10 protein-coding genes are annotated in these 12,574 nt (G+C 62.4%); 5 read left to right on the forward strand and 5 right to left on the reverse strand.

Annotated features, from left to right (window positions below; genetic code table 11):
* The first annotated feature begins 159 nt into the window (after positions 1-159).
* The 4 genes from ACNFBR_RS22120 to ACNFBR_RS22135 all read left to right on the forward strand — a co-directional run bounded on the left by ACNFBR_RS22120 (position 160) and on the right by ACNFBR_RS22135 (position 5,144).
* The gene (locus ACNFBR_RS22120) at positions 160-1,518 is read left to right on the forward strand and encodes a glutamine synthetase family protein (protein WP_416736769.1); all 1,359 of its coding nucleotides are present in this window, start codon (positions 160-162) and stop codon (positions 1,516-1,518) included.
* Between the two features lie 187 nt (positions 1,519-1,705).
* On the forward strand, positions 1,706-2,794 hold the full coding sequence (locus tag ACNFBR_RS22125; protein WP_416736770.1) for a polyamine ABC transporter substrate-binding protein: 1,089 nt from the start codon (positions 1,706-1,708) through the stop codon (positions 2,792-2,794).
* A 12-nt stretch (positions 2,795-2,806) separates the two neighbouring features.
* Positions 2,807-4,102, forward strand: a complete 1,296-nt coding sequence (locus ACNFBR_RS22130) for an NAD(P)/FAD-dependent oxidoreductase (protein ID WP_416736771.1) — start codon at positions 2,807-2,809, stop codon at positions 4,100-4,102.
* A 364-nt stretch (positions 4,103-4,466) separates the two neighbouring features.
* Complete coding sequence (locus ACNFBR_RS22135) at positions 4,467-5,144, forward strand: DUF3313 domain-containing protein (protein WP_416736772.1); 678 nt, start codon at positions 4,467-4,469, stop codon at positions 5,142-5,144.
* Positions 5,145-5,210: 66 nt separating this feature from the next.
* Here the strand turns inward: ACNFBR_RS22135 and ACNFBR_RS22140 are convergent, their stop codons facing one another.
* Positions 5,211-6,587, reverse strand: coding sequence for an L-serine ammonia-lyase (locus ACNFBR_RS22140; protein WP_416736773.1), 1,377 nt, complete (start codon positions 6,585-6,587; stop codon positions 5,211-5,213).
* Positions 6,588-6,733: 146 nt separating this feature from the next.
* On the opposite strand from ACNFBR_RS22140, the gene ACNFBR_RS22145 reads away from it, so the two are divergent.
* Complete coding sequence (locus ACNFBR_RS22145; protein WP_416736774.1) at positions 6,734-7,675, forward strand: LysR substrate-binding domain-containing protein; 942 nt, start codon at positions 6,734-6,736, stop codon at positions 7,673-7,675.
* Between the two features lie 112 nt (positions 7,676-7,787).
* On the opposite strand, the gene ACNFBR_RS22150 is transcribed toward ACNFBR_RS22145, so the two are convergent.
* The 4 genes from ACNFBR_RS22150 to ACNFBR_RS22165 all read right to left on the reverse strand — a co-directional run bounded on the left by ACNFBR_RS22150 (position 7,788) and on the right by ACNFBR_RS22165 (position 12,525).
* On the reverse strand, positions 7,788-9,209 hold the full coding sequence (locus ACNFBR_RS22150) for an undecaprenyl-phosphate glucose phosphotransferase (RefSeq protein WP_416736775.1): 1,422 nt from the start codon (positions 9,207-9,209) through the stop codon (positions 7,788-7,790).
* A gap of 177 nt (positions 9,210-9,386) precedes the next feature.
* Positions 9,387-10,139 carry a WecB/TagA/CpsF family glycosyltransferase gene (locus ACNFBR_RS22155; protein ID WP_416736776.1) on the reverse strand — a complete coding sequence of 251 codons (753 nt, stop codon included), beginning with the start codon at positions 10,137-10,139 and terminating at the stop codon, positions 9,387-9,389.
* A complete protein-coding gene (locus ACNFBR_RS22160; RefSeq protein ID WP_416736777.1) occupies positions 10,139-11,326 on the reverse strand; it encodes a glycosyltransferase family 2 protein in 1,188 nt (395 codons plus the stop codon). Before ACNFBR_RS22160 ends, ACNFBR_RS22155 begins: the two co-directional genes overlap by 1 nt.
* On the reverse strand, positions 11,323-12,525 hold the full coding sequence (locus tag ACNFBR_RS22165) for a glycosyltransferase (protein WP_416736778.1): 1,203 nt from the start codon (positions 12,523-12,525) through the stop codon (positions 11,323-11,325). Before ACNFBR_RS22165 ends, ACNFBR_RS22160 begins: the two co-directional genes overlap by 4 nt.
* Positions 12,526-12,574: the final 49 nt, after the last annotated feature.

Consider the following 12,574-nt stretch of genomic DNA (forward strand, 5'->3'; position numbering starts at 1 on the left):
GGTGCATTAACTGCCGAAGAAAGTGGATAGATTGCCCCGGGGGGCTGCGACCAAGATAGTCTCCAGCGCGTCACCTGGGAAGCGCAACGCCTTCGCAACCGTACAACGGCTTGCGCAAGGGGCCACGCTCCCACACTAAAACCCAACCAAGAGGTCTGTATGAACGCCCCCTTCGATCAGCTGTCCACCTGGCTGAAAGAACACCGGATCACCGAAGTCGAATGCGTGATCAGCGACCTGACCGGTATCGCCCGCGGCAAGATCGCACCCACGGCCAAGTTCCTCCACGAACGTGGCATGCGCCTGCCAGAAAGCGTGCTGTTGCAGACGGTCACCGGCGACTACGTCGACGATGACATCTACTACAACCTGCTCGACGCTGCCGACATCGACATGGTCTGCCGCCCCGACCCCACCGCCGTGTACCAGATCCCGTGGGCGATCGAGCCGACCGCGATCGTGATCCACGACACCTTCGACAAACAAGGCAACCCTATCGAGCTGTCGCCGCGCAACGTCCTGAAGAAGGTGCTCAAGCTCTACGCCGACAAAGGCTGGCAGCCGATCGTCGCGCCCGAGATGGAGTTCTACCTGACCAAGCGCTGCGAAGACCCGGATTTGCCACTGCAGGTGCCACTGGGGCGTTCCGGGCGTGCCGAAAGTGGCCGCCAATCGTTCTCGATCGATGCCGCCAACGAGTTCGACCCGCTGTTCGAAGACGTCTACGACTGGTGCGAGATCCAGGGCCTGGACCTGGATACGCTGATCCACGAAGACGGCCCGGCGCAGATGGAAATCAACTTCCGTCACGGCGACGCGCTGGACCTGGCCGACCAGATCACCGTGTTCAAGCGCACCATGCGTGAGGCCGCGCTCAAGCACAACGTGGCCGCCACGTTCATGGCCAAGCCGATCACCGACGAGCCGGGCAGTGCCATGCACCTGCACCAGAGCGTGGTCGACATCGCCACTGGCAAACCGATCTTCGCCAACGAAGACGGCAGCATGAGCCAGCTGTTCCTGCACCACATCGGTGGCTTGCAGAAATACATCCCCAAGCTGCTGCCGATGTTCGCGCCCAACGTCAACTCGTTCCGCCGTTTCCTGCCGGACACCTCGGCACCGGTGAACGTCGAGTGGGGTGAAGAAAACCGCACCGCCGGCCTGCGCGTGCCCACGTCCAGCCCAGAGGCGATGCGGGTGGAAAACCGCCTGCCGGGCGCCGATGCCAACCCGTACCTGGCCATTGCCGCCAGCCTGCTGTGCGGCTACCTGGGCATGGTCGAGCGGATCGACCCGAGCGCGCCGGTACAGGGCCGTGCCTATGAACGGCGTAACCTGCGCCTGCCGATCACCATCGAAGATGCGCTGCAGCACATGGAGGACTGCGAGACCGTGCAGCAGTACCTGGGCAAGCAGTTCGTCCAGGGCTACGTGGCGGTCAAACGGGCCGAGCACGAGAACTACAAGCGGGTCATCAGCTCATGGGAGCGTGAGTTCCTGATGCTGAGCGTCTGAACCCCATTCACGGCATGCACATGTTTTGTAGGAGCAGCCTTGTGCTGCGAAGGGGCGGGTAGGGCAGAAGATCTTCTCTGGCCCCTTCGCAGCACAAGGCTGCTCCTACAGGCACATGAGCAACCTGTGAGAGCTCGACCACCCCAACTACACCGAACTCGAAGAACAAGTCCAACGAGGTGTTCCCATGCGTCATCTGCAAGCCCTGATCCCCGCCGCATTCACCCTGCTGTTCGCCACCACCACCCACGCCACGCCCTCGGTCAGCGTGTACAACTGGACCGACTACATCGGTGACACCACCCTGGCCGACTTCCAGGCCAGCAGCGGAATCAAGGTGGTCTATGACGTGTTCGACTCCAACGAAACCCTCGAAGGTAAGTTGCTGGCCGGGCGCACGGGCTATGACGTGGTGGTGCCGTCCAACCACTTCCTCGCCCGCCAGGCCCAGGCGGGTGCCTTCCTGCCGCTGGACCGCAGCAAGCTGCCGAACTGGCAGCACCTGGACCCCAAGCTGCTCAAGCAGCTTGAACAGAACGACCCCAGCAACCAGTACGCCGTGCCCTACCTGTGGGGCACCAATGGCATCGGCTACAACGTCGACAAGGTCAAGGCAGCACTGGGTGTGGACCATATCGATTCGTGGGCGGTGCTGTTCGAGCCCGAGAACCTGAAAAAGCTCAAGCAGTGTGGCGTGGCATTCATGGACTCGCCCGACGAACTGTTCCCGGCCGTGCTCAACTACCTGGGCATGGACCCACGCAGTGAGAAACCCGGCGACTATGCCAAGGCCGAGGCCCGGCTGCTCGAACTGCGCCCCTATATCACCTACTTCCACTCCTCTAAGTACGTCTCCGACCTGGCCAACGGTGACGTCTGCGTGGCGTTCGGCTACTCCGGCGACGTGTTCCAGGCCGCCAACCGCGCCGTGGAGGCGAAAAACGGCGTGAAGATCGCCTACAGCATTCCCAAGGAAGGCAGCAATCTGTGGTTCGACCTGCTGGCCATCCCCAAGGACGCCAACAATCCCGAACAAGCCCTGGCGTTCATCAACTACCTGCTCGACCCCAAGGTGATCGCCAAGGTCAGCGCCACGGTCGGCTATGCGAACGCCAACCCGGACGCCAAGGCCTACATGGATGCATCGCTGGTGACCAACCCCGAGATCTACCCACCCCAGGAGGTGCTGGACAAACTGTACATCTCCAGCACCCCGAGCCCGAAGATCATGCGCGTCATGACCCGCTCCTGGAGCAAGATCAAGTCCAACCGCTGAGTCGAGAACGCCATGACTTCGAATAACCAACACACCGCTTCGTACTACGCTGCCACGGCGCGCGACGCGGCACCTTACCCCAGCCTGGACGGCGAATTAGTAGCTGACGTTTGCGTGGTCGGCGGGGGGCTGACCGGGGTCAATACGGCACTGGAGCTGGCCGAACGCGGCCTCTCGGTGGTGCTGCTGGAGGGCCGGCGCATCGGCTGGGGCGCCAGCGGGCGCAATGGCGGCCAACTGATACGCGGTATTGGTCATGATGTCAGCGGTTTTGCCCGGCATGTCGGCCAGGACGGTGTGCGCTACCTGAAGCAGGCCGGCATCGACTCAGTGGAACTGGTGGCCGACCGTATCGCCCGCTATGACATTGCCTGCGACCTGCGCTGGGGCTTTTGCGAACTGGCCAACACAGCGGCGCAGTTCGCCGCCTTCAAGGATGAACAGGAAGACCTGGCCGCCTTGGGCTATCGCCACGAAACACGCCTGGTCGGTGCCGGGCAACTGAACGAGATCGTCGCCAGCGACCAGTACGCTGGCGGCCTGGTGGACATGGGCTCGGGCCACCTGCATCCACTTGATCTGGTCCAGGGAGAAGCCCGCGCGGCCCACAGCCTGGGCGTGCGCATTTTCGAGCAAAGCCCGGTGCTGCGTATCGAGCACGGCCCCAGCGTGACCCTGCACACCGCCCGCGGCAAGGTGCGCGCAAACAGCCTGGTGCTGGGTTGCAACGCCCACCTTGACGAACTGGAGCCGCGCCTGAGCGGCAAGGTGCTGCCTGCCGGCAGTTATGTGGTGGCCACCGAACCCCTGCCCGAAGCGCTGGCCGGCAGCCTGATCCCGCAGAACATGGCGTTGTGTGACCAGAAAGTCGGCCTGGATTACTACCGCCTCACCGCCGACCGTCGCCTGCTGTTCGGCGGCGCCTGCCACTATTCCGGGCGCGACCCCAAGGACATCGCCGGCTACATGCGGCCCAAGGTGTTGAAGGTGTTCCCGCAACTGGCCAACGTGCGCATCGACTACCAATGGGGTGGCATGATCGGCATTACCGCCAACCGTTTCCCCCAGGTCGGGCGCCTGAGCCAGCACCCCAACGTTTATTACGCCCAAGGCTATTCCGGGCACGGGCTGAACGTGACGCACTGGACTGCCAAACTGCTGGCTGAAAGCATCGCGCTTGGCCACAGCCACGGCCTGGATGTATTCAGCGCCGTACCGCACCTCACCTTCCCTGGCGGCAAGGCATTGCGCTCTCCGCTGCTGGCACTGGGCATGCTGTGGTACCGGTTGCGCGAAGCGCTGGGGTGAGTTCGGCGTGGATTTTGCGGCGCCTGGGAGATCGAGCGCCGCCCGCGCGGCGCATCGCGAGCAAGCTCGCTCCTACATTTGTTTCGGGCCAGTATCGCCTGTGGCAGGCGCGCGCGACCGCCTTGTTTGTACGACGCGACATCGAGCCATGCGCCAAGGCGCTCGCGCGCAAATCCCCCAGGAATAATTGGCCCGAAACAAATGTAGGAGCGAGCTTGCTCGCGATGCGCCGCGCGGGCGGCGCTCGGTCTCCCAGGCGCCGGATCCCCCAAGACGAGCACTTGGGATTAACCCCACCCACTGGCCAACCGTCATGCACCTGCTAGCGTTGTTGAGGCCGACCTCTCATGGATGCCTCTTCATCATGAAATCACTGCCTCGCATTACCCTGTTGTGCGCCGCCCTGCTTGCGGTGGCCGCTTGCTCCAGCAATCGCGTGGACCCCAAGGATTACTCCGGCTTCCTCAAGGATTACAGCCGGCTGCAGGAAGCCAAGAGCCCGTCGGGTGCCCCAGTGATGCGCTGGATCGACCCCAAGGTCAACGTCAACCAATACAGCCAGGTGTTCATCGAGCCCAGCCAGTTCTACCCCAAGCCGCAGCCAACGGCGGTTATCTCACAGCAGACGCTGCAGGAAATCACCCGTTACTTCAATGAAGCCCTGCGCCGCGAGATGGGCAGCGTTGTGCCCTTGGCCAAAGGCCCAGGCCCTGGCGTGATCGTGGTACGCCCGGCAATCACTGCGGTGTCGACCAGCAACGAGGGCCTCAAGCCTTACGAGGTGATTCCTATCGCGCTGATTTCGGCAGGCGTGAACACTGCCATGGGTGGCCGTGATCAGGAAGTGGATGTCGGCGTGGAAGCAGCGTTCCTTGACGGTGCCAACCAGAAGGTACTGGCCCAGGTGGTGCGCAAAGGTACTGGCCAGGAGTTGGAGAACGATACCCAGAAGCTGACCTTGAACGACGTCAAGCCAGTGCTCGATGGCTGGGCCAAGGACATGCGTGCGAGCTTCATCGAAGCCAGGCAGAAAGCCCGCTGAAAGCCGCCCGGATCCAGCACTTGTGAGAGCGGCCTTACCAAGGCGCTCTCACAAGAAGCCGCATTGTCAGCACTCGACAAACGCAACAGCCAAACCGCCGCGCGAAGTTTCCTTGTAATTGGCATGCATGTCCGCCCCGGTATCGCGCAGCGTGCGGATAACCCGGTCGAGCGAGATGAAGTGCTCGCCATCCCCTCGCAACGCCATCTGCACGGCGTTGATCGCCTTTACCGCAGCAATCGCATTGCGCTCGATGCACGGCACTTGCACCAGGCCACCCACGGGGTCACAGGTCAGCCCAAGGTTGTGCTCCAGGGCAATCTCGGCGGCGTTTTCCAGCTGGGCCGGCGTAGCGCCCAGCACTTGCGCAAGCCCGGCAGCGGCCATCGAGCAGGCTGAACCGACCTCGCCCTGGCAGCCCACCTCGGCCCCCGAAATAGATGCGTTCTTCTTGCACAAGATGCCGACCGCCGCCGCTGCCAGCAGGAAATCCACAACATCCGCATCGCTCACGGTCGGGTTGAACTTCATGTAGTAGTGCAGCACGGCCGGTATGATGCCCGCCGCACCATTGGTGGGCGCGGTGACCATGCGCCCGCCGGCGGCGTTCTCTTCATTCACCGCGAGGGCGAACAAGTTCACCCATTCCATGGCGCTGAGGGTCGAGCCGATCACGTTGGGTTTGCCCAACTCCTGCAGGCTGCGGTGCAGCCGCGCCGCGCGGCGCTTGACGTGCAACCCACCAGGCAAGATGCCTTCGTTGCGCAGCCCGTTCTGAACGCACTGTTGCATGGCCGCCCAGATACGCAACAGGCCTTCACGCACCTCGGCCTCCGGGCGCCAGGCACACTCGTTGGCCATCATCAGTTGCGCCACGCTCAAACCGTGGGTCTTGCACAAAGCCAGCAACTGGGCACCGCTGTCGAACTCATAAGGCAGAAGCACGCCATTGGTTTCGCCTGCCGGTGCATCGATCTCGGCCTGCTCGACGATGAAACCGCCGCCCACCGAATAATATGTCTGGCACAACAGGCTGCCCTGCCCGTCCATGGCTTCCAGGCTCATGGCATTGGGGTGATAAGGCAGGTTCTCGTCGAGCAGCAGCAGGTCACGGCCATATTCGAAGGCCAGCGGATGGCTACCATCGAGCATCAGGCAGTGCTCCTGCAATACCTGGCCTATACGCGACTCGATGGTGGCCGGGTCGATACGGTCCGGCCACTGGCCCATCAGCCCGAGCAAGCATGCGCGGTCGGTAGCGTGGCCAACCCCGGTAGCCGAAAGTGAGCCATACAGCCGCACTTGCACGCGCGTTACCCGCGCCAGCAGCCCCTGCTCCCGCAATGCCTGGGCAAAGGTAGCCGCCGCCCGCATCGGGCCCACGGTGTGGGAACTGGACGGGCCGATGCCGATTTTGAAAAGGTCGAAAACACTGATAGCCATGCTAATGCCTGCCCGTACCCTGATGTGCATCCAGGGTGCGGCTGTCTGGAGAAATTGAGCGTTATTGCGATTTTGCGCGATACTGACGCGCTGGCTCACGGATGACCAACGAAACTTTCTAAGCAAGGCTTTAGTGGTACTAAACGATGCGACGACAACTTAATGGTCAGATGTTCGTCTGGCTGCATGTATTCGCCTGCGCAGCCCGGCACCTGTCCTTCACCCGCTGCGCCGAAGAGCTGCACATCACACCGGGTGCGGTCAGCCAGCAGATGCGCCAGCTGGAAGAGCGCCTGGGCTACCAACTGTTTCTGCGCCGGGCGCGCGGCGTGGAGCTGAGCGCCGAGGGGCAACGGCTGGCACAGACAGTGGCCGAGGCCTACGGCAGCATCGAGGCAGAACTGCTGCGCTTGGACGCTGGGGAAATTCGCGGCACCTTGCGCGTACGCTCGATCCCCTCGTTTCTGGCCAAATGGCTCACGCCTCGCTTGCCGCGTTTTCAACAGCGCTACCCAGATATCGAACTGCGCCTGGTAGCCGAAGACAGCGCCCAGGCACTGACCCCAGGGGACTTCGACCTGGCCATCGACCTGAACGATGGCAGCTACCCGGGCATGCTCTCGACGCCACTGCTGGACGAGCAGATCTTCCCGGTGTGCTCACCCACGCTGCTGCGCGGGCGCCCGCCGTTGCACGGGCCCGCCGATCTGGCGCACTACCCGCTGCTGCACGACATCACCGCCTGGCGTGGCAGTTCGGAATATGCCGAGTGGGAGTTCTACCTGGAGGGCATTGGCGCCGCCGGCCTGGATGTGCGCCGTGGGCATACCTTCAACCGCAACCACCTGACCATCGAGGCCGCGATTGCTGGTATCGGCGTAGCGATCGCCCGCCGCACGCTGCTCAATGACGAACTGGAACGCGGCGCACTGATCGTGCCGTTCGGTGTGCCGATCGCCAACCACAAGCGTTACGTGGTGCATTACCCGCCAGGCGGGTTGAACCAGCCCGGTGCGCGGGCAGTGCATGACTGGCTGGTGGAGGAAGCGCGGGTGTTCCGCGAGTTGCACCCGCTGAACAAGGAATGACTGTTGGTTTATTGCGGCGCAATGCGCTCACTGTGGGAGCGGGCGTGCCCGCGAACACCGGCGCAGCCGGTGCCAGCCACCGCGTTGACCCCATCGCCGAGCTGGCGAAGTTTCAATAAGCCTGCTTCCCGGTAAACGCATTCAGCGTGCGCACCAGAATCACGAAGTCCAGCCACAATGACCAGTTGTTGATGTACTCAATGTCCGAGTCCACCCGCTGGATCATTTGCTCGATATCCTTGGTCTCACCCCGGAAGCCGCGCACCTGCGCCAAACCGGTCATGCCGGGTTTGATGTTGTGGCGGGCAAAGTAGTCAACGATATCCTGGGAATACAAGGTGTCATGCTGCAAGGCGTGCGGCCTGGGCCCGACCAGCGACATTTCCCCAGTCAGTACATTGAACAACTGCGGCAGCTCATCCAGGCTGGTACGGCGGATAAAAGCGCCAATGCGCGTAAGCCGCGGGTCATTTTTCTGCGCCTGTTTGACCTCGCCGTTCTCCGGTTGGTGAACATGCATGCTGCGGAACTTCCAGATACGGAACGATTCTCCAGTCCAGCCGGTACGTTCCTGGCGGAAGAACACCGGGCCACGGCTATCGAGCTTGATGGCCAGCGCGACCGCCAACAGCACCGGTGACGCGAACAGCAGAATCAACGCGGCCAGCACGCGGTCCTCGAGGTTTTTCAAGAACAGGCTCATGCCCGTCAGTGGCGTCTCCGACAAGGTCAGCACCGGAATGCCGGCAATTTCCCGCACGCTGTGGTTGATCAGGCGCAACGAGAAGATATCCGGCACCCAGTTAACCGCGATGCACTTGTCGAGCAACTTGAAATACACGTCGTTGATGACTTCGGAGCCGCCCAATGGCGTCACCAGGTACACGGTGCGGATAGCGTGCCGGGCCACCAGTTCGTCAAGGTCGGCAATATGCCCGAGCACCGGCAGGCGTTGTTTGCCTTCGGCGCCTTCGCGCCCCTGCTCTCCAGCCTTTTCGATCAGCACGCAACCCAGCACCCGCTCGCCGAACCAAGGGTTGTTGCTGATTTTCTGATACAGGAAATTGGCCAGGTCGCCGTCGCCGATAATCAGGGCATTGTCCAGGCGCGCATGCGCGGTGAACCGTTTTTGCAGTTCGCGCACGGCAAAATGCAAAAATAACTGGGCCACATAACCAATGACGAATAGCTGCCCCACCAATAGCCGCGAATAGGTTTCGCTCTGCTTGGTCAGGAAGGCCATGACTACCAGGAAGCAGAAAGTTGCCGACCAGGCTTTGAACAGGCGGAAGGCTTTGATCGAAAGCCCGACGTTGGTGCGATAGATAGCATAGTGGTCATAAATCACCGCCAGTGCGCCAATCAGCAGCAGCAGCATGATCACGTAATCGGAGGTGATGTAACCGAACTGGTCGTAGATCAGGTACCAGGCAATGCCGGTCACGGCAATGCCATCGAGGCCGGCCTGGATGGCGTTACTGACACTGCTTCTTCTCTGGAGTAAGGAACGACTGCTTCTGGGTTCGAAAACCATTTCAGACCTCATCAATTTGAGCGTAGCAAGTGCCTTCCATCAAACAGCAAGTCTTGAAAACAGCTTATGCAAAGCCAGTGAAGCACGTTCGTGGAGCCCCCAAGCCATTGATCTCACTGTAGCAGCCACCTGCCGCCGGCGTGCCCGGAATCAACGCATGTACGTGTTTTGGCCGATTCATACGGTGCGCCTGGCCGAAACCGCCGCCCGTCGATACAACAGGGTGCGCAACAGGAACAGCGGGTTGCCCAGCACATAGCGCATGAACAGGCGCTTGGGCTCACGCGCCAGCCGGTACAGCCACTCGCCCCCCAAACGCCGCAGCCACTCAGGGGCGCGGCTGACCTTGCCGCCGAGAAAGTCCAGGATCGCCCCGCCGCAAACGATCAGGCAAGGCCCGCCAATGGCTGCCAATTGTGCCGCTACCGCTTCCTGCTTGGGCATGCCCATACCCAGCACGATCAGCTCGGGTTGCTGTTCACGGGCCAGTTGCAGATAGGTTTCAACGCAGGCAAAGCCATCGTGCACCGACACTGGCACGATGCCGAACTGAGCTTCACAGCGGTGTACCGCCTGGTCCAGGTAGGGTTGGCGGGTGCCCCAGAAGGCGACCTTGCGCCCACGGTAGGCGGCCATGAGCCTTGGAATGAAGTCGGTGCCATTCATGTTCAGCCCGGGCTCCAGCCCAAGGCGGCGATACAGGATCGCCATACCGGAACCGTCTCGCAGCAGCACGTCTGCAGCCGACAGTGCCTGGCAATAGGCGCCATCGCGCACCACCAGGTTCATCGCGTGGGCATTGACAAAGCCCAGCACGGTGGCCGTTTCCGGAATGGCAAGGCGGTCGAGCAGGTGCTGCGCCGCAGCGTCGTCGGCTACCACTTCCAATTGGTCGATAACACGCTTCCAGCGATGCAGCCACTGAGCCATCAGTCGTCATCCCGTTTTGAACGCACCCACTCAACCTGGCGCTTGATGAGGAAACTCAAGTACAAGGGGATTTTCCTGGCCGCGTAGAACGGCGCGTACAACAGCACCGAGAACGGAATCAGTTCACGGCAGAAGCGCGCCCAGGCCAATAGTACGGCAAGGGCCAACAAGGCCAGACCGGCAAGGGCGAGCCACGCCGGTGCCGCCAGGCCAAACAGCAGGTACGCCAGCCAGGTCACCAGGTTAAGCCCGAGCAAAGCCAGCACCAGCAACGCCAGGGGGGGCACCAGCAGGTCCAGGGTCAAGGCTGCCAGGCTACCGTTGCGTTGGGTCAAGGCAGCCAGCGCCCGCTTCGGCGCGTCGGCCAGCATCAAACCCAGATGGCCATGCTCCCAGCGGGTGCGCTGGCTGTTCAGGCCTTGCTGGCTGAGCGGAAACTGGCTGGTAACCAGTGCCTCTGGGCAGAACACGGGCGGCTTGCCCTGCTGGCAAAGGTCCAGGCCCAGCTTCACGTCCTCGACCAGGTGACCATTGGCCAGGTTGATCAAGCTCAAGTCGTGCCAACCGAACGCCATGCCTGCCCCCATCAGCTGGCATGGCAGCCCCAGGCGCGACCAGCCGCGTGGACGCACCAGGTTCTTGACCCGCCAGGCAAACTCGGCAACCTGCACTTTCAACCCAGCACCTGCGGGTGCACGCATCAAGTACAGCGACTGTACCGGGCGAGCCACTTCACGGCAGCGGCGCGCCAGGCAGTCGATTGCCCCTTCGCCCACTTGGCAGTCGGCATCCACCACAATCACCACCTCGGGTGGCCGCTGGGCCAGATGGCGCACACCAAAGTCCAATGCATAGCCTTTGCCGCGCAACCGCGTATCGTGGCGCTCGACCACTTCGGCGCCGGCCTCGCGTGCCAGTTGCGCAGTGTCGTCAGAGCAGTTGTCCGCCACCACCAGCAAGCGGTCGCCATCGAGCAGTTGGGGGACAAGGCTGGCCAGCGTCGCACGAATGATCGAAGCCTCATCGTGCGCCGGCACCAACACCGCCACGCGCGGGCGCTCAACAATGCCTCGCGGCCTGGACCGTGCCGGCAGACATGCCAGCAGTACCTGAAGCAGCAACACCAACACCGGCACCAGGACGATGATCGCCAACAGGCCCAGTAACCAACCCAATACACTTATCATGCGTATGCCTTGAAATAGCCGGCCAGCTTGGCCGCCTCGGTGTCGATGTCATGCCGTTGCAGGACACGCTGGTAGGCCGCCTCGCCCATGCGCTGCAGGACCTCTTCTGGTTGCGCCAGGCAGTCGGCCATGGCCGCCGCGAGCGCGTCCACGGCACCGGCCGGGAACAGCCAGCCGTTCTCGCCAGGCCGCACCAGCTCTGGGATACCCGCCACATAGGTGGTCAGCACAGGCCGGCGCAGCGCCATGGCCTCCATGATCACCACTGGCAGGCCCTCGGCGAAACTCGGTAGCACCAACGCACGGGCGGCAAGGATTTCTTCACGTACTTGTGCGCTGCTGATCCAGCCGGTGATGCGCACGTAACGCTGCAAGCCATGCCGGGCAATCAACGCCTCGATCTCCCCGCGCATTTCGCCGTCACCGGCCAGCACCAGCTCGAAGGTGATCGACTGGGCGGCGAGGCTGCGCGCCGCCTCAAGCAACAGCAGTTGGCCTTTCTGTTCACATAGGCGCCCTACGCACACCAGCCGTGGCGCTGACGGCACATTGACCGGTGCCACCTCATGGAAACCACGCTCCAGGCCACAATGCACCACCTTCACTTTGCCCCAGTGCTCGTGCGCCACCCAACGGTACAGCTGGCTGCGTCCGTATGAGCTCACCGCCGCTACAAAAGCGGCACGCCGCACCTTCTCCCCCATGTGCAGGAACTGCGGCTTGTCGAACTCTTCCGGCCCGTGCACGGTAAAGCTGTACGCCGGCCCGCCCAGGACATTGGCCAGCATCACCACTTCGGTAGAATTGGTGCCGAAATGCGCGTGCACGTGTTTCGCCTCCCCAGCCTGCAGCCACTGCAGCACCTGGCAGGCTTCGGCCAGGTAGACCAGGTGGTAGGGCCAGGCGCGATCGGCCCGTAGACCAAGGCGCATGGCCAGCCACAGCGCCTGGAAAAACCGCCGCGGCTGCGCACGCAGCACCTGCCACGTTGGCCCCAGCAACCCTTTCAGCCCGCCTTTCAGCACATAGCGGGTCTTGTCCCGTTCGGTTGCATCTTCGGCATCCTGAACGTCGGCATCCCACCCGCGCAGGGCGATACGTTGCACCTCGACCCCCTGGCGCTCCAACGCCAGGATTTCGCGACGAATGAAACTGTGACTGACCTTCGGGTACTGATTGATGAAGTAAGCAATGCGCATACGAATCCAGATCCAAACCCGCTTGATGACCTACCTTCCCTGGCAACCT

Source organism: Pseudomonas sp. NY11955 (assembly GCF_048068035.1).
Classification (GTDB): Bacteria; Pseudomonadota; Gammaproteobacteria; order Pseudomonadales; family Pseudomonadaceae; genus Aquipseudomonas.